The organism is Microbispora sp. NPDC004025, assembly GCF_053604425.1.
Genome location: NZ_JBSGHN010000002.1, coordinates 469,093 through 484,930 on the forward strand (window position 1 = coordinate 469,093; position 15,838 = coordinate 484,930).

General features: G+C 71.8%; 18 protein-coding genes. 9 read left to right on the top strand and 9 right to left on the bottom strand.

Annotation, left to right across the window (positions count from 1 at the left end; all coding sequences use genetic code 11):
- Positions 1-14 precede the first annotated feature (14 nt).
- The 3 genes from ACWEQG_RS06505 to ACWEQG_RS06515 form a co-directional block, all read right to left on the bottom strand.
- Entirely contained in the window at positions 15-395 is a 381-nt protein-coding gene (locus tag ACWEQG_RS06505) for a type II toxin-antitoxin system death-on-curing family toxin (RefSeq protein ID WP_452282308.1), read from the bottom strand.
- Complete coding sequence (locus ACWEQG_RS06510; protein ID WP_346224169.1) at positions 392-589, bottom strand: type II toxin-antitoxin system TacA family antitoxin; 198 nt, start codon at positions 587-589, stop codon at positions 392-394. The genes ACWEQG_RS06505 and ACWEQG_RS06510 overlap by 4 nt, the downstream gene beginning before the upstream one ends.
- An 86-nt stretch (positions 590-675) precedes the next feature.
- Positions 676-1,845, bottom strand: coding sequence for a pyridoxal phosphate-dependent aminotransferase (locus tag ACWEQG_RS06515; RefSeq protein ID WP_363465234.1), 1,170 nt, complete (start codon positions 1,843-1,845; stop codon positions 676-678).
- A 134-nt stretch (positions 1,846-1,979) separates the two neighbouring features.
- On the opposite strand from ACWEQG_RS06515, the gene ACWEQG_RS06520 reads away from it, so the two are divergent.
- Genes ACWEQG_RS06520 through ACWEQG_RS06535 form a run of 4 tightly spaced genes read left to right on the top strand, consistent with a single transcriptional unit; the run spans position 1,980 to position 4,674 of the window.
- Positions 1,980-3,023, top strand: a complete 1,044-nt coding sequence (locus ACWEQG_RS06520) for a DUF418 domain-containing protein (RefSeq protein ID WP_452282310.1) — start codon at positions 1,980-1,982, stop codon at positions 3,021-3,023.
- The gene (locus ACWEQG_RS06525; protein ID WP_363465229.1) at positions 2,953-3,744 is read left to right on the top strand and encodes a carbon-nitrogen hydrolase family protein; all 792 of its coding nucleotides are present in this window, start codon (positions 2,953-2,955) and stop codon (positions 3,742-3,744) included. Before ACWEQG_RS06520 ends, ACWEQG_RS06525 begins: the two co-directional genes overlap by 71 nt.
- Positions 3,745-3,754: 10 nt before the next feature.
- The gene (locus ACWEQG_RS06530) at positions 3,755-4,213 is read left to right on the top strand and encodes a hypothetical protein (protein WP_363465226.1); all 459 of its coding nucleotides are present in this window, start codon (positions 3,755-3,757) and stop codon (positions 4,211-4,213) included.
- A complete protein-coding gene (locus tag ACWEQG_RS06535; RefSeq protein WP_452282312.1) occupies positions 4,210-4,674 on the top strand; it encodes a hypothetical protein in 465 nt (154 codons plus the stop codon). The genes ACWEQG_RS06530 and ACWEQG_RS06535 overlap by 4 nt, the downstream gene beginning before the upstream one ends.
- Before the next feature lie 198 nt (positions 4,675-4,872).
- Here the strand turns inward: ACWEQG_RS06535 and ACWEQG_RS06540 are convergent, their stop codons facing one another.
- The 6 genes from ACWEQG_RS06540 to ACWEQG_RS06565 form a co-directional block, all read right to left on the bottom strand.
- Positions 4,873-5,028: a hypothetical protein gene (locus tag ACWEQG_RS06540; RefSeq protein ID WP_452282313.1), complete on the bottom strand. Its 156-nt coding sequence runs from the start codon at positions 5,026-5,028 to the stop codon at positions 4,873-4,875.
- 102 nt (positions 5,029-5,130) lie between these two features.
- The gene (locus ACWEQG_RS06545) at positions 5,131-6,963 is read right to left on the bottom strand and encodes a hydantoinase B/oxoprolinase family protein (RefSeq protein ID WP_452282315.1); all 1,833 of its coding nucleotides are present in this window, start codon (positions 6,961-6,963) and stop codon (positions 5,131-5,133) included.
- On the bottom strand, positions 6,953-8,998 hold the full coding sequence (locus ACWEQG_RS06550; protein WP_452282317.1) for a hydantoinase/oxoprolinase family protein: 2,046 nt from the start codon (positions 8,996-8,998) through the stop codon (positions 6,953-6,955). Before ACWEQG_RS06550 ends, ACWEQG_RS06545 begins: the two co-directional genes overlap by 11 nt.
- 94 nt (positions 8,999-9,092) lie before the next feature.
- Positions 9,093-9,773: a DsbA family oxidoreductase gene (locus tag ACWEQG_RS06555; RefSeq protein WP_452282319.1), complete on the bottom strand. Its 681-nt coding sequence runs from the start codon at positions 9,771-9,773 to the stop codon at positions 9,093-9,095.
- Between the two features lie 47 nt (positions 9,774-9,820).
- Positions 9,821-10,537 carry an SRPBCC domain-containing protein gene (locus tag ACWEQG_RS06560; protein WP_452282321.1) on the bottom strand — a complete coding sequence of 239 codons (717 nt, stop codon included), beginning with the start codon at positions 10,535-10,537 and terminating at the stop codon, positions 9,821-9,823.
- A 119-nt stretch (positions 10,538-10,656) separates the two neighbouring features.
- The gene (locus tag ACWEQG_RS06565; protein WP_452282323.1) at positions 10,657-11,205 is read right to left on the bottom strand and encodes a MarR family winged helix-turn-helix transcriptional regulator; all 549 of its coding nucleotides are present in this window, start codon (positions 11,203-11,205) and stop codon (positions 10,657-10,659) included.
- A 126-nt stretch (positions 11,206-11,331) separates the two neighbouring features.
- On the opposite strand from ACWEQG_RS06565, the gene ACWEQG_RS06570 reads away from it, so the two are divergent.
- The 5 genes from ACWEQG_RS06570 to ACWEQG_RS06590 all read left to right on the top strand — a co-directional run bounded on the left by ACWEQG_RS06570 (position 11,332) and on the right by ACWEQG_RS06590 (position 15,832).
- The gene (locus tag ACWEQG_RS06570; protein ID WP_452282325.1) at positions 11,332-12,396 is read left to right on the top strand and encodes an alkene reductase; all 1,065 of its coding nucleotides are present in this window, start codon (positions 11,332-11,334) and stop codon (positions 12,394-12,396) included.
- Between the two features lie 394 nt (positions 12,397-12,790).
- Positions 12,791-14,260 carry a cytochrome ubiquinol oxidase subunit I gene (locus ACWEQG_RS06575; protein ID WP_452282327.1) on the top strand — a complete coding sequence of 490 codons (1,470 nt, stop codon included), beginning with the start codon at positions 12,791-12,793 and terminating at the stop codon, positions 14,258-14,260.
- Between the two features lie 11 nt (positions 14,261-14,271).
- Positions 14,272-15,183 (top strand): cytochrome d ubiquinol oxidase subunit II, encoded by a 912-nt coding sequence (cydB, locus tag ACWEQG_RS06580; RefSeq protein WP_452282329.1) that lies wholly within the window; start codon positions 14,272-14,274, stop codon positions 15,181-15,183.
- 66 nt (positions 15,184-15,249) lie between these two features.
- Positions 15,250-15,522, top strand: a complete 273-nt coding sequence (locus tag ACWEQG_RS06585; RefSeq protein ID WP_363471332.1) for a hypothetical protein — start codon at positions 15,250-15,252, stop codon at positions 15,520-15,522.
- A complete protein-coding gene (locus ACWEQG_RS06590) occupies positions 15,512-15,832 on the top strand; it encodes a hypothetical protein (protein WP_452282331.1) in 321 nt (106 codons plus the stop codon). Before ACWEQG_RS06585 ends, ACWEQG_RS06590 begins: the two co-directional genes overlap by 11 nt.
- Positions 15,833-15,838 lie beyond the last annotated feature (6 nt).

The following is a 15,838-nucleotide window of genomic DNA, read 5'->3' on the forward strand; positions in this document are numbered from 1 at the left end:
CACGGTCCGGGTGCTCAAGAGACGGTGAAGCCGCGCAGCACGTCCGCGATCTCGTCGACCTCGCTGAGCTTCCCCGACGCCACCGCGATCACGAAGTCGTAGGCCACGTCGTCGTCCCGCGGCTCGATCTCCACCCCGTTCTTCGCGCAGAAGACGTACATCGTGAGCCAGCCGGCTCGCTTGTTGCCGTCCACGAACGGGTGATTGGAGACGATCGAGTGCAGGATGGCCGCGGCCTTGGTCAGCAGATCCGGGTAGGCGTCCCGCCCGAACAACGACGTCCGCGGACGAAGCAGCGCCGCCTCGAGAAGCCCGATGTCACGAACCTCGATCGGCGTTCCTGTCGCGTGGCGGGCGATGCGCAGCGCCTGCTCAAGGGTGATGTAGCGGGTCACTCTCCCAGCCTGCGCAGGAGGTCGGCGAAACGCTGGGCCCCCTTCTCGGCCAGCAGGTCGGTGTACTCGTCGTCGGCGACGCGGGCGAGGTAGTCGTCGATCGCGTGAAGGGCGATCTGCTGCATGCTCCGGCCTTCCTTCTCGGCGCGCCGCCGGAGGGCCTCGGTCTGCTCGTCACTCAGTCGAAGCGTCATGGCCATGCCTCCATGGTACGGCGCGGTATCAGCGTGATACCACCAGCGCAGAGTATACGACCGGTAACGCTCCGCTATCAAACCGCTCAGCCCGCGCCGAGGCGGCGCAGGCGGGTCACCGCCTCGTCGATGACCTCGTCCCGCTTGCAGAAGGCGAACCGCAGGAAGTGACTGCCCCGAGCGGGATGGTCGTAGAAGACCTGGGTCGGGATGGCGACCACCCCGGCCAGTTCGGGCAGCCGCCGCGCCAGATCCAGCCCGTCGTCGAAACCGAGCGGCCGAATGTCGGTCTGCACGAAGTAGGTGCCGGCGGGCCGGAGCACGTCGAAGCCGGCCTCGGTCAAGCCCGCCACGAGACGGTCCCGCTTGGCCTGCAGGGCCGCCCGCTGCGCCGCGACCCAGTCCATCTCCTCCCGCAGGGCGTAGGCGACCGCGACCTGCCAGGGGGCGTTCGCGGTGTAGGTGAGGAACTGCTTGACCGCCTGGACGGCGCCGGTGAGCGGCGCCGGGGCGCACACCCAGCCGGTCTTCCAGCCGGTGACGCTGAAGGTCTTGCCCGCCGAGGAGATCATGACCGTGCGCTCCCGCATGTCCGGCAGCGTGGCGAGGGGCACGTGCTCGGCGCCGTCGAAGGCGAGGTGCTCGTAGACCTCGTCGGTGACCGCGATCAGGTCGTGCTCCCGGCACACGCGGGCCACGCACTCCAGCTCGTCCCGGGTGAACACGGTCCCGGTCGGGTTGTGCGGCGAGTTGACCAGGATCACCCTGGTGCGGGCCGTGACCGCGGCCTCCAGTTCGGCCGGGTCGAAGGTGAAACGTCCCGCGTCGACCCGCAGCGTCACCGGCTTGCGCACGGCTCCCGCGAGCGCGATCGCCGCGGCGTAGGAGTCGTAGTACGGCTCGAAGACGATGACCTCGTCGCCCGGTTCGCAGAGCGCGAGGACCGCCGCGGCGATGGCCTCTGTGGCGCCGACGGTGACGAGGACCTCCCCGTCGGGGTCGTAGGCGAGGCCGTACCACTGCTTGCGGTGCTCGGCGACCGCCTGGCGCAACTCGGGGAGGCCCGGCCCGGGCGGGTACTGGTTGAGGCCGCTCCGCACGGCCTCGACCGCCCGCTCCAGCATGCGCTCCGGCCCATCGGTGTCCGGGAAACCCTGGCCCAGGTTGATCGAGCCCGTCTCCACGGCCAGCTTCGTCATCGTGGCGAACACGGTCGTGCCGAACTCCCGCATCCGCCGCACCAGCGGCTCGCTCACAGCCGCCACCTTATCCGGCGTCTCCGGCCCCGGTCCCCGCGCCGGAAGGGCACCGCACGCCGGGCGGGCGTTTATGGTGATTTCGCAAAGGCCGGGAACACGCGGTGCGCCCCGGCACGCGAAGGGACTGACGGGTGAGCGAACCGCGGGACAGGATCCGGCGGGTGGACGCGCTGCGCGGGTTCGCCGTGTGCGGGATCATGTTCGTCAACGCGTGGCAGCAGACGGTGCGGCGGACGCCGACCTCCCTGGACTGGGTGATGACGAACCTGTTCCAGAGCCGCTTCTACCCGATGTTCGCGTTCCTGTTCGGGCTGTCCTTCGCGCTGTTCCTACGCTCGGCGCGGCGGCGCACGCGGCGCCCGCGCGTCGTCATGCTCCGGCGCCTGGCCGTGCTCGCCGTGCTGGGCGCGGCGCACACCCTGATCGAGCCGGGCGAGGTGCTGCTGCCGTACGCGCTGCTGGGGGTGCTCGTCCTGCTCCCGGCGAGCCTGCTGCCCCGGTGGGCGGTGCTCACGGCCGGCTGCGGCGCGCTGGTCGCCTCCGTGCTCGACTCCCATCCGTACGTGCTGATCACCGCGCTGTTCCTGCTCGGCCTTGCCGCCGGACCGGGTACGGAGCCGGGGAGAGGACCGACGCGCCTCGGCGGGGCGGACGGCCTGGGCAGCGGGCCGTTCCTCGGCGTCGTGTGCGGGGTCGCGGCCGTGCTCGCGGCCTGGCTGACCTGGTGGTGGAACCACGGGCCGCCCGGCGGCGGGGTCTACCAGGCGGCGGCGCTGTGCGGGGCGGTCGCGTACGCGGCGGCGTTCCTGTTGCTCGCCCGGCGCGCGACCCTGTTCGAGACGCTGGGACGGATGACGCTGACCAACTACGTGACGGGCACGACGGTGATCGTGGTGGCGATGCCACTGCTGGAGGCCGACGACACGGGAGCCGCCCTCGTGCTGCTCGCCGCCGTCACGGTCGCCGTGCAGGCGGTCTTCTGCCGGTGGTGGCTGGCCCGGCACCGGTACGGCCCGCTGGAGTGGGTGTGGCGCACGCTCACCTGGTGGGGCACTTCGCGGGGCACCTGGTGGGGTGTGGAGACGACCGGGCAGACTGTGATCCGTGACCCGCGTAGCGCTGTGCCAGATCCCCGTCGACCACGACCCGGAGACCAACCTCGCGACCATGCGTGACGCCCTCGCGCGGGCGCGGGGGGCGGATCTCGCCGTGTTCCCCGAAGCGGCGCTCGCCCGGTTCGGCCCGCGGATCGTCGAGACGGCCCAGCCGCTCGACGGCCCGTTCGTCACCGGCCTGGCGGAGGCGGCGCGGGAGCACGGCACCGCGGTCATCGCCGGTGTCTTCGAACCCGCCGCGGACGGCAGGGTCTGGAACACCGCGGTCGCCCTGCGCGAGGACGGCTCGCTCGCCGCGGCCTACCGGAAGATCCACCTGTTCGACTCCTTCGGCGCGAAGGAGTCGAAACTGGTCGCGCCGGGAGACGAGCCGGCGGTGGTGGAGCTGGCCGGGCTCAGGATCGGCCTGATCACCTGTTACGACGTCCGTTTCCCCGAACTGGCCCGCGCGCTGGTCGACCGGGGCGCGGACACGTTCGCCGTGATCGCCGCCTGGGGCTCGGGGCCCCTGAAGGAGGACCACTGGACGACCCTCGTCAGGGCGAGGGCCATCGAGAACACCACCTGGACCATCGCGGTCGGCCAGGCGCCCAATCCCGCCATACCGGACGGGTTCGGTGTGGGCCGCAGCATGCTCGTCGACCCGATGGGCGTCGCACGGCATGACCTGGGCACGGGCCCCGGCGTGCTGATCGCGGAGATCGACGCGGCGTGGACCGAGACAGCGCGCGCCACCCTCCCCTCGCTCGAACACCGCCGGCTCGGAGTCAGCAGATCGTAAACTTGGCCCCATGAGCGAGCCGGGACGCAGGACGCGGATGCAGAAGGTGGTTCCGCCGCGGCTGCTCGTGCCGTACCTGTCGGGCCGTCGCACCATCATCTCCGGCTACGTCTACCGCGTGCAGGACTGCGACCGCCTCATCACCCCCGCCGCGCTCGTCGAGGCCCTCGACCTGTGCTTCGACGGATCGGAGCTGACGCCGGACGTGCCCGAGCTGTACATCATGCGCTGGGACGCGCGGGACATCGACACCTACGTCGTCCCGTACGGGCCGCACATGGGCGGTGATTGGAGCGATGCACCGCCCTTCACCGGGAACGGCTTCACCGCCTCGCGCGAGCAGGTGGTGCCGCAGTTCCACACGATGCCCATGCCGATCCCGGCGGGCGCGGAGATCGTGCACCTCGCCGCGGCCGGGGAGCGTCCCTTCGCCGGGTACGACGGCCTGACCTGGCGGCCGGCGCGATGAGCGAGATCGAGCCGGTCGGCCTGGGATTCGTCGCCCGTTACCGCGACCGGGACTACGCCGCCGCGGTCGGGCCGGGCGGCGACGACGTGGTGCTGTTCAGCGAGACCCCGCAGGAGGGGTTCACGGCCGCCGGGGGCTACTGGCGGCTGCGGGTGAACCGGTCCGCCCTGGAGCGGCTCACCCTGCTGCGCACGGTCGGCGCCTTCGGGGGCGAGCCGTGCCTCGTGCTCGACGAGGACGACGGCGGCGACGGCGGGGAGGGCGGCCTGCACATCGCCTACACCGGCCATAACGGGCTGAAGGCCGAGGCGCTCGGCTACTGGCTGGTGGACCACGGCGCGTACGAGGTGGTAGTGCCCCGCGACGAGGTGCACGCGATCCGGGTGGAGCGCGTGCCCGTGCCGCTCGCTCCTGACCGGGCGGACGGTCAGGAGAGCTCCCGGCAGACCGGCGACCGGTAGCCGCGGACCCGGGCCGTCATCCACTCCGCCACCGTACGTCCGGCGGCCCGCGATCGTGCTCCCGACCCCGCCGCGGGCGCGGCCCACGCCGTCGACCGGAGCGGATCGGGCGCCCGCGTCCGGCCTGTTCACGGTGGCCGCACCCGCTCGGCGGGCCGGGGCGTCGTCGTCCTGGCCCGGCCGGGGGTCGCGGGGGCGTCAGCGGTGGGTGCGATGACCGCGCCACTGGTCCATCAGCCGGCGCACCCGCTGCCGGTTCTGCGGATCACGCGTCATGGTCTTGGCCTTCTCGATGTTCTCCCGGCCCTTGGGACTCTGCAGGTACTCCCTGATGCGCTGAACGATCGAAGCCATTTTTGACTCACCATCCCTTTTGTGCCGTTACTGGACGGCTACCCACGGAAACCGCCGCCAATCACGGTGCGCAAGCGCACGGAGCGCGGCCGGCGGCGCGGGTCAGACGGTGTCCACCTCCGCGTACGGCAGGCCTCCGGAGAGTTTGGGATAGCCGGGGCCGCGGTCGAAGAAGGCGGCGGGACGCGTCTCGCGCAGCCGCTCCCGCAGGCGCTCGGTCGCCTCCGCGTCCACGACGACGTCGTCGCGGGTGCCGGTCAGCACGACGCCGTAGTCCTCCCGCGCGCCCTCGAACGAGACCTTCCCGTCGCGGACGTCGGCGGCCACCGTCTCGGCCGGCCGGTCGTACGGCGAGCCCCAGCCGCCTCCGCCCGTCGTCCGGATGCGGATGACCTGCCCGGCGCGTACGGGGAAGTCGTCGACCAGGCCCTCCATCTCCACACCGTCCACGGTGACCTGGAAGGGACGGCCCGCCCGGCCGCCGTTCACGCCCCAGCACGACAGGATCGAGCGGTCGGCGATCGACATGAAGGAGGCGTCCCGCAGCATGCGGATGTGCTTGTCGTAGCCGAGGCCGCCGCGGAACTCCCCCGGTCCGCCGCTGTCCACGGCCAGGCCCAGCCGCTCGACCCGGAACGGCCAGCGCGCCTCGGCGAACTCCACCGGGATGTTGCGGCTGTCGGGCACCACGTGGATGGTGTCCTCCCCGTCGGCGTACCAGCGCCCGCCCGACCCACCGCCGAGCACCTCGCGCATGAGGTAGGGCCCGTCGTCCGACTCGCCGTACACGCCGGTGTAGCGGATGGTCTCCTGGTCGGCCGGCATGCGGCCGCCGGTCGCCTTGGCCAGGACGCCCGCGAGCACGCCGAGCAGGCGCAGGATCACGAACGTACGGGCGTTGGTCGGCGCGGGGAAGATCGGCGTGAGCAGCGTGCCCTTCTCCGGGAAGACCATCTTGATCAGCGGGACGACGCCCTCGTTCACGTCGAGCTCGGCCATCCGCTCGGGGGTGTCGGCGAGGTTGCGCAGGATGGGCGCCAGCCACTTCTTCAGGAAGACCCCGTCGGCGTAGTCGCCCGCGTGGTTGATCGGGCCCTTGGCCTGCGGCGAGGTGCCGGTGAAGTCGATGGTCAGCGGCGTGTCCGCCGAGTGGTCGACGGTGAGCGTGATCCGCTGGGCGTGCAGGCGCGGCTCGTCCACACCGTCGTGTTCGGCGTAGTCCTCCCATACGTGCACGCCCTCGGGGATCTTGGCGAGCAGCTCGCGGCGGAACGTCTCGGTCGTCTTGCCGACGATCGCGTCGAAACACGCCTCGACCGCCTCACGGCCGTACCGGCCGAACAGCTCGCCGAGCCGCCGCGCGCCCATCAGGCAGGCCGAGCACTCGGCGTCGAGGTCGCCGGCGAGGCTGTCGGGCATGCGGGAGTTGCGCGTCATGATCGTGAGCGCGGCGCGGTTGGGCACCCCCTGGTCCCACAGCTTGATCGGCGGGACCATCAGGCCCTCCTCGAACGCGCTGCGCGCGTGCGACGGCATGGAACCCGGCACGGCGCCGCCGATGTCGTCGTGGTGACCGAACGCCTGGACGAACGCGACGACCTCGCCCTCGTGGAAGACCGGCACCGTCACGCACAGGTCGGGCAGGTGCCCGATGCCGCCCTCGGACAGGTAGACGTCGTTGTGGAAGAACACGTCGCCCGGGCGCATCGTGTCCACCGGGAAGTCGCGGACGATCGGCTGCACCAGCGCCGAGTAGGACCGCCCGGTCAGCTTGCGCATCCGCACGTCGTGGATGCCCGCGCGGAAGTCGTGGGCGTCGCGGATCATGGGCGACCTCGCCGTGCGCGCGATCGCCGTCTCGACCTCCTTCTCCACCGAGGCGAGCGTGCCTTCCACGATCTCCACGAGCACGGGGTCGGCGGTCCTACCGGTCATCGCTCACCACCACGAGGTTGCCGTAGTCGTCCATGGTCGCCGTGAAGCCGGGGTGCACCGGCAGGGTCGAGCCGTACTCCTCGATCACGGCGGGGCCGCGCACGACCGCCCCCGCGCCGAGGTCTCCCCGGCGGTAGATCACGGTCCGGCCCCACCGCTCGTAGTACACGTCGCGGGTCGCGACCGGGCTCGGCTCGTCCTCCTGCCGGACCCTGCGCGCGATCTTCGGCCGGACGATCGGGCCGATGCCGGACACCCGGAGGTTGACCCACTCGACGGCGTGCCGGGGATCGTCACGGTAGCCGTACCCGTACAGCCTCTCGTGCTCGGCGTGGAACCGCTCGGCGACCGCGCCGAGCCACGCCTCGTCCACGGGGCCGTCGGGAGCGGGCACCCGCACCTCGTACGCCTGGCCGTAGTAGCGCAGGTCGGCGCTGCGCGCGTACACGTGCTCGGCGAAGCCCTCGCGGTCGAGCGCGGCGGCGGCCTGGGCCTCCAGGTCGCCGAGGATCTCGGCGACCGCCTCGGGCGAGGGGTCGCGGGCGACGTGCGTGCGGACGTAGTCGTTCTTCACGTCGACGGTGAGCAGGCCGAACGCGGACACGTTCCCGGGGTCCGGCGGGACGATCGCGGCCGGCAGGCCGAGGATGTCGATGAGGCGGCAGGCCAGCAGCGGGCCTGAGCCGCCGAAGGCGACCATCGGGAAGTCCCGCACGTCGAGGCCGCGCTGCACGGTGATCTGCCGGATCGCGTTCGACTGGTTGAACGCGCTGATCTCCAGGATGCCGGTGGCGCAGCGTTCCGGGGTCAGTCCCAGCCGGCCGGCCAGCGCCGCCACGCCCGCCCGCGCGGCGGCGACGTCGAGGGGGATCTCGCCGCCGAGCAGATGCGCGGGCACCCGGCCGAGGAAGACGTGCGCGTCGGTCACCGTCACCTCGGTGCCGCCCCTGCCGTAGCAGATCGGGCCGGGATCCGCGCCCGCCGACCTCGGGCCGACCTTCAGCGTCCCCTCGGGCGAGATCCAGGCGATCGACCCGCCGCCCGCCCCGACCGTGACGATGTCGATCATGGGGATCTTGCACGGGTAGCGGCCGATGCTGCCCTCGGTCGTGAGCGACGGCTCCCCGTCCACCACGACCGCCACGTCCGTCGAGGTGCCGCCGCCGTCGAGGGTGATGACGCTCGGGTGCCCGGCGGTCCCCGCGACGAGCGCCGCGCCGAGCGCCCCCGCCGCCGGTCCGGACAGCACGGTCGTGATCGGCTGGTGCACCACCTCGGCCGCCGACAGCACGCCGCCGTTGCTCTTCATGACCGAGAACGGCCGGCCGAGCCGCTCCGACAGGTTGTCGATGTACCGCCGCATGATCGGTTTGACCGCCGCGTCCACCAAGGTGGTCACCGACCGCTCGTACTCGCGGTACTCCCGCAGCACGTCGCTCGACAGCGACACGACCGCCTCGGGGTGCTCGCGTTCCAGCACCTCGCGCATCCGCCGCTCGTGTTCCGGGTTGGCGTAGGAGTGCAGGAAGCACACCCCGATCGCGGTGACGCCGCGCTCCCTGAACCACCGGGCGGCCCGTACGGCCTGCGCCTCGTCGAACGGCCGGACCTCCCGGCCGAGGTGGTCGAGCCGTCCCCCCACGGTGCGCACCCGGTGCACGGGGACGATCCGTGGGGGTTTGACCCAGAAGTAGGAGTTGCCGTAGCCGTCCGGCACGCTCTGCCGGGCGATCTCCAGGACGAACTCGAAGCCCTCCGTGGTGACGAAACCCAGGTGGGACGTGCCGTCCGGCCGGTCCTCCAGCAGCTGGTTGGTGGCGACGGTGGTGCCGTGGACGAGTGCGGACACGGCGTCGAGGGCGCGGGACCCCGCGTGGGCCTCGAGCACCTTGTGAACGCCTGCCATGAACCCGTCGGCCGGGTTGGCGGGAGTCGAGGGAGTCTTGGTCGTGACGATCTGGCCGGACTCCTCGTCGACGAGCACGACGTCGGTGAAGGTGCCGCCCGTGTCGACCCCGATGCGGACGCTAGGCATGCTCAGTGTTTACCGACCGACGCCGATCGGAAGAACCGGCGCACTCTGCCGAAGAATCGCCGTCCTGTCGTCATACCCTGCCCGGACGGGTGACTCAGACCGCGCAGGTGCCGTCGTCGCAGTCCTCGCCCGCCGTGCCCGCCGCCGTGCCAGCCGCCGTGCCAGCCGCCTCCTGGGCCGTACGCGCCTCGACCTCCCGCAGGGCGGCCACGAGCGTCTCGACGGGCTGCGCGCCCGAGACGGCGAACTTCTCCTCGAACAGGAACAGCGGGACGGCGCGAACGCCGAGCGCGCGGGCGCGGGCCAGTTCGGCGCGCACCTGCTCGGCGCCCTCCCCGGTGTCCTCGACGCCGGTCTCGGCGGCCAGCTTCGCCAGCGTCGCGGGGTCGCCGACGTCGAGGCCGTCGGTGAAGTGGGCGCGGAAGAGCCGGTCGGCCATGTCCCCGTCCCGTCCCGCGCGCCCGGCCAGCCAGATCAGCCGGTGCGCCTCGAACGTGCCGGCCGCGACCGCCCGGTCGAAGCGGAGCTCCAGCCCGTCCTGCGCCGCGACGCCCGTGACGTGACCGGTCATCTGGGCCACCCGGTCGGCGCCGCCGAACTTGCGCTCGAGCGCGCGCAGCAGCGGCTCACCGCCGGAGACGCCGTCCGGGTCGAGCTGGAACGGACGGTGGACGACCTCGACGTCCCCGTCGAAGGCCCGGACGGCCTGCCGGAGCCGGTGGTGGCCGATGTAGCACCAGGGACACACGACATCGGAGAAGATCTCTACTTTCACGACATGTCCCAACCTGCGGCACCGGCCGCCGATTCCCCGGCCACGGGCTATCGGCGGCGGCTCTGGCGTCCCAGAAGCCAGCCGATGACGGCGCTGCCGAGCGCGACCCCGGCGCCGGTCCCGAACGCCGCGAGCATCGTCCAGGCCGGCACCCCCTGACGGGGCGCGGCCGGGGCCTCACGGGTGAACACCCGCGGCGCGGCCTCTCCTGTCACGGGCGCCGCCACGGACGCCGTCGCGGGCACAGTTACGGGCACAGTCGCGGACGTGGTCACGGGCGTGGTCACGGCGTCAGCGGACTCGGCGGGAACGGCAGGCACGGCGGGAGCCGACAGCAGGTGCCGCTCGACGGCGGCGAAGAACTCGCCCGCGGTCTTCTTGGCGACCGAGGCGAGCATCCGCTGCCCCACACCACCGATCATGCCGCCGACCACGGCCTCGGCGTCGTAGTCGATCCGGGTGCCGCCCCCGGCGTCGCTGAGCCGTACGGCCACGGTCGCCTCGACGGTGCCGGGGGCGCCCTGCCCGCGCGCGCCGAGCGTGAACCGGTCCGGCTCCTCCTGGTCGCGCAGCGCGACCTCGCCCTGGTAGACGCCCTTGATCGAGGCGACCCCCGCGGTCACCGTCATCGCGTACACGTTCTCGCCTGTCGTCTCCAGGCGCTCGCAGCCGGGGATCGTCCGCACCAGGACGCCGGGGTCCTGGAGGGCGTCCCAGACCCGCTTGCGCTCCGCCGCGACCAGCGCGCTGCCCGAGACCTTCATGGGCCACCTCCGATGCCGAGCACCCTAGAAAACCACCTGCCCGGCGAGAACGGCAAGATCTGCCCCGGCACGGCGCGGCGGTCGTGCAGAGTTCACATGCCGCCGCGGCGCCGGCGGGTCTACCGGGACGCCACGGCCGATTCGGCGAGCGCGGAGGAGGGCTTGGAGGAGGGCTTGGATGGCTGGGACAGCGCGACCTCGCGGCAGGTGTTGCGGGTGACCACCGCCAGCAGCGAGCGGAGCGTCTCCACCTCCTCCGGCGTCAGGCCGTCGGACATCCGGCGGTGGAGCTCCTCCTCGACCCGGCGGATCTCGGGGCGCAGGGCGTCGCCCTTCGGCGTCGTGCTCACCACGCTGACCCGCCGGTTGGCGGGTGACGGCGCGCGGCTCACGAGCCCGCTGCGCTCCAGTCGTTGCAGGCTCTTGGTCATCGTGGACATGTCGATGCCCACCGCGGCGGCGAGCTTGTTCTGGGACATCGGGCCGTTCTCCCACAGCGCGCCGAGCACCCGGTCCTGCCCGGGATAGAGGCCGATCTCCGCGAGCATGGCGGCGAGCAGGACCCGGTGACCCAGGGCCGCCTGCGCCATCAGGCAGCTCAGGCTGCCGGAGCCCTCACCCTGCGGCACCCCGCACGCCCCCGCGTCGCCGGTCAGCGCATCCATCATCACGCCCCCTCTCCCCTATCAGCCTACCGCTTGCATATTGGTCGGCCAAGTTGTATGACTTTCATTGGCCGACCAATTTTGCCAACCAAGTTGGCTGGCCACATACTGTTGCGAAAGGACACGATCATGCCGTTCTCCTCCTTCGAGCTGGGCTCCCTCCGTCTGCCGAACCGCCTCGTCATGGCACCCATGACGAGGTCACGCTCGTACGTCGCCGGAATCCCCTCTCCGCTCACCGCGCTCTACTACGCCCAGCGCGCCTCGGCCGGCCTGATCGTCACCGAGGGCGTCCAGCCGAGCCCCGCCGGGCAGGGCTACATGGACACGCCGGGGCTGCACACCGACGAGCAGGTCGCGGGGTGGCGCGAGGTGACCGACGCCGTCCACGCGGCGGGCGGCAGGATCGTCGCCCAGCTCATGCACGCGGGCGGGGCCGGCCATCCCGCGAACACCGGCAGGCTTCCCGTCGCCCCCTCGGCCGTACGGGTCGGGGGGCAGATCTTCACGCCGTCGGGCCTTCAGGACACGCCGGTGCCGGTCGCGTTGTCCACCGCCGAAGTGGAGGCCACGGTCCGCGACTTCGCCGCAGCCGCACGGCGGGCCGTGGACGCCGGGTTCGACGGAGTCGAGCTACACGGGGCAAACGGCTACCTCATCCACCAGTTCCTGTCCCGGAACGCCAACCTGCGCGACGACCACTACGGAGAGACGGTGTCCGGCCGCATCCGCTTCGCGGTGGAGACCGCCCGGGCCGTCGCGGCGGAGATCGGCCCCGACCGGGTGGGCATCCGCCTGTCCCCCCGGAACGGCGCCCAGGGACTGGTCGAGGACGACGCGGACGAGCTCTACCCCGCCCTGGTGTCCGCGCTCGCCGATCTCGACCTGGTCTATCTGCACCTGGTGGCGACCGGCGGCGACGCGCTCAACGCGCGGATCCGCGACCTGTGGCCGAACGCCCTCGTCGTCAACGACCCCGCGGCCACCGACCCGGCGTCCGCCGCGGAGCGGCTGCTGGGCTGGGGCGCCGATCTGGTCGCGCTGGGCAAGTCCTTCCTGGCCAACCCCGACCTGCCGCTGCGCCTGCGGGTCGGCGCGCCGCTCAACGAGGCGGATCTGAGCACGGCCTTCGGTGGCGACCACCGCGGCTACACCGACTATCCGACGCTCGCCCTCCACCCGGCCGCGGCGTAGCCGGCACACGGGACGCGAAGACCTCCGGTTCGGCGAACCGGAGGTCTTCGCCGTTCCGCGTCCTGTTTCCCCGCGGGTTCTCAACCGCGAGGCGTACGGGCGAATCAGCCGCGCGGCGGACGCGCCACTTGTCGGCATTCGTCCATTCTTGATCCCGTGCCTCCCCAGGAGGCGCTCCCGGCGGGACGGGACCCGTGTCCCTGGCGGCCGGGACCATCCGACTGCAATCGTCGGTACTGCAAGAAACGGGGTCCGGCCCCCCGCGAACCGGGGGCCGGGCGGCACTCCGCCCGGCTGTGACGAAGATCGCACGCTGCGGGGCCCTATTGCTCTACAGCTTGTAGTACTACTTGTTATAGAACTACAGGCCGTAGAGCTCCGCTGTGAGGGAGACATGGACGCGCTTGACCTGGCACGGTGGCAGTTCGGGGTGACCACCGTGTACCACTTTCTCTTCGTACCCCTGACGATCGGACTGGGCGTCTACGTCGCCGGACTCCAGACCGCCTGGCTGCGTACGGGCAAGGAGCACTACCTCAGGCTGACGAAGTTCTTCGGCAAGCTCTTTTTGATCAACTTCGCCATGGGCGTCGTGACCGGCATCGTCCAGGAGTTCCAGTTCGGGATGAACTGGAGCGAGTACTCGACCTTCGTCGGCGACGTGTTCGGCGCGCCGCTGGCGCTGGAGGCGCTGCTCGCGTTCTTCCTGGAGTCGACGTTCCTGGGGTTGTGGATCTTCGGCTGGGACCGGCTGCCCAAGCGGCTCCACCTCGCCTGCCTGTGGGCCGCCGTCATCGGGTCCAACCTGTCGGCGTACTTCATCCTCGCGGCCAACGCCTGGATGAAGCACCCGGTCGGCTACGAGGTCGTGGACGGCAGGGCCAGGATGACCGACCTGTGGGCCGTCCTGACCAACTCTACGGCCCTCGCCCAGGTGCCCCACGTGGTCGCCGCCTCGTTCGTCGTCGCGGGCGGGTTCGTCATCGCCGTCGCGGGCTACCGCATCCTGCGCGAGCGCGGCCTCGGCCTGGTGCCCGGCCGCGGGAACGCCGGGGCCGGCCAGGACGCGACCGTGCCCGTGCGCCGCCTGCCGGACATGTGGCGGACCAGCCTGCGCGCCGCGCTCGTCATGACGGCGATCGCGGGGGCCGTCGTCGCCGGCAGCGGCGACCTGTCCGGCCAGCTGCTGCGCGAGCAGCAGCCGATGAAGCTCGCCGCGGCGGAGGGCCTGCGCCACGACACCGCCGGCGCGCCGTTCTCGATCGCGCCCGGCGTCGAGGTGCCCGGCCTGCTCAGCCTGCTCGCGGCGCACGACCCCCGCGCGACGGTCCAGGGCGTCGACGACATCCAGGCGCGGTACGAGAAGGCCTTCGGGCCGGCCGACTACACCCCGAACGTGCCGGTCGTCTTCTGGTCGTTCCGCGTCATGATCGGCTTCGGCATGGCCACGGTGGGCCTGTCCGTGCTCGGCCTGTGGCTGACCCGGCGGCGCCGGCGCCGGCAGGGCGGCACCGCGAAGCCGGTGCCCGGCTGGTTCGCCCGCCTCTGCGTGCTGGCGCTCCCGCTGCCCACCATGGCGATCGTCGCCGGCTGGCTGCTCAGCGAGATCGGCCGCCAGCCGTGGACCGTCCAGGGCGAGCTCATGACGGCGGCCAGCGTGTCGCCCGGCGTCTCGCTCGGCGAGGTCGCGATCACCTTGGCCGTCTTCACGGTCCTGTACGGCGTGCTGGCCCTGGCCGAGGGCGTGCTGCTGGTGCGGCACGTCAAGGCGGGCCCGGAGCTGCCTCCGGCCGAGACCGCGCCCGCCGGCGCCGTTCCGGCCCAGTCCGACGAGGCGCGGCTCATGCCGACGCTCATGTACTGAGGAGTCACGAGATGACGACCTTCTGGTTCATCGTGATCGCCTTCCTCTGGACGGGCTACTTCGTCCTGGAGGGGTTCGACTTCGGCGTGGGCGCGCTGCTGCCGCTGCTGTCGCGATCGGAGGCCGATCGCAAGCAGGTGCTGGGCACCATCGGGCCGGTCTGGGACGGCAACGAGGTGTGGCTGATCACCGCGATCGGGGCGATGTTCGCCGCCTTCCCGGCGTGGTACTCCGGCCTGCTGAGCGGCTTCTACCTGGCGGTCTTCCTCGTCATCATCGGCCTGATCGTCCGCGGGGTGGGCCTGGAGTGGCGGGGGAAGGTCCACTCCCGGCGCGAGGTCGCGCTGTGCGACGCCGGGATCGTCACCGGCAGCGTGCTGCCGGCGTTCCTGTGGGGTGCGATCTTCGGCAACCTGCTGTTCGGCACGGCGCTGGCGACCGTCCTCGGCGGGGCCCTGTCGCTGTCGGTGGCCGTGCTGCACGGCGCGGTGTTCGTCGCGCTCAAGACGACCGGCGCGGTCCGCGCCCGCGCCCGCCGCGCCGCGTTGCTCGCGGCCGTCGGCGCGGTGCCGGTCGCGATCGGCACGCTGCCGTCCGTGCCCGGCAAGGGGCCGATGTGGACGCTGGGGACGGCCCTGCTCGCCGCGTCGGCGCTGGCGGCCGGGGTGACACTGGTGTGGGGCCGCCGGGAGGGCTGGGCCTTCACCGCGACCGCCACCTCGATCGCCGCGACGACGGCCACCGTCTTCGGCGTGCTGTGGTCGGCCCCGCTGCCCGGGCTCACGCTGGCCGAGGCGGCCTCGGCGCCGTACACGCTGACCGTCCTCACCTGGATCGGCCTGCTCGCCCTGCCGGGCGTCATCGCCTACCAGGCCTGGACCTACTGGGTCTTCCGCAAGCGCCTCACCGCCGCGGTCTCCTGAGGACATATCTACACAATCGGCAATACCTCCACGGTCGGAGGGAATCGGTCGGATAATCTAAGGGGTATGGCTACGGAAAAGACCGCCCTCAGCCTCGACCAAGGTGTCCTTTACGACATCCGCAGCATCGCCGCCGCCCGGAACATGTCGGTCTCGGCTTTGGTGAGTCAGGCGTTGGCCGAGTGGATCGACATGGACGAGGACCGGCACTACGCGGACCTCGCCAACGACCCCGCGGCCCAGGAGGCGCTGGCGCGGCGTGCCGAGCGCATCCGGGAGAACTCGGCCCGGCTCGCTGAGGAACGCCGCACGGATCGGGAAGCCCTCAATGCCGGCTGAGCCGGCCTTCGGCGACATCTGGCATGTGAACGCCGTACTCGGGCCGGAGCCGCGCCTGGTCATCTCGAGCAGGCGCCACCTGCGTGACGGGTCCGGAAACGTGCTGGCCCTGCCGGTCTACCGGCGGGACGACATGATGGCGAAAGTCATCCATCCGCGCCGTCTCTTCACCGTCCCGGGGACCGGGGTCGCGGACCTCGGAGTGATAGAGACTCTCAACGTGGCCAGCCTCACCAAGCCCCACACGAAGATCGATCCAGGCTCCCATGGGGAGCTCGTCTTCCGGGTCGGTCAGATGATCGGGCCGTGACGGTGG

Coding starts and splice junctions, on each gene's coding strand:
- ACWEQG_RS06510 (WP_346224169.1), bottom strand. CDS start 589: ATGACGCTTCGACTGAGTGACGAGCAGACCGAGGCCCTCCGGCGGCGC.
- cydB (WP_452282329.1), top strand. CDS start 14,272: ATGACGACCTTCTGGTTCATCGTGATCGCCTTCCTCTGGACGGGCTAC.
- ACWEQG_RS06560 (WP_452282321.1), bottom strand. CDS start 10,537: ATGAAGGTCTCGGGCAGCGCGCTGGTCGCGGCGGAGCGCAAGCGGGTC.
- ACWEQG_RS06535 (WP_452282312.1), top strand. CDS start 4,210: ATGAGCGAGATCGAGCCGGTCGGCCTGGGATTCGTCGCCCGTTACCGC.
- ACWEQG_RS06585 (WP_363471332.1), top strand. CDS start 15,250: ATGGCTACGGAAAAGACCGCCCTCAGCCTCGACCAAGGTGTCCTTTAC.
- ACWEQG_RS06570 (WP_452282325.1), top strand. CDS start 11,332: ATGCCGTTCTCCTCCTTCGAGCTGGGCTCCCTCCGTCTGCCGAACCGC.
- ACWEQG_RS06590 (WP_452282331.1), top strand. CDS start 15,512: ATGCCGGCTGAGCCGGCCTTCGGCGACATCTGGCATGTGAACGCCGTA.
- ACWEQG_RS06545 (WP_452282315.1), bottom strand. CDS start 6,963: ATGACCGGTAGGACCGCCGACCCCGTGCTCGTGGAGATCGTGGAAGGC.
- ACWEQG_RS06550 (WP_452282317.1), bottom strand. CDS start 8,998: ATGCCTAGCGTCCGCATCGGGGTCGACACGGGCGGCACCTTCACCGAC.
- ACWEQG_RS06575 (WP_452282327.1), top strand. CDS start 12,791: ATGGACGCGCTTGACCTGGCACGGTGGCAGTTCGGGGTGACCACCGTG.
- ACWEQG_RS06540 (WP_452282313.1), bottom strand. CDS start 5,028: ATGGCTTCGATCGTTCAGCGCATCAGGGAGTACCTGCAGAGTCCCAAG.
- ACWEQG_RS06565 (WP_452282323.1), bottom strand. CDS start 11,205: ATGATGGATGCGCTGACCGGCGACGCGGGGGCGTGCGGGGTGCCGCAG.
- ACWEQG_RS06530 (WP_363465226.1), top strand. CDS start 3,755: ATGAGCGAGCCGGGACGCAGGACGCGGATGCAGAAGGTGGTTCCGCCG.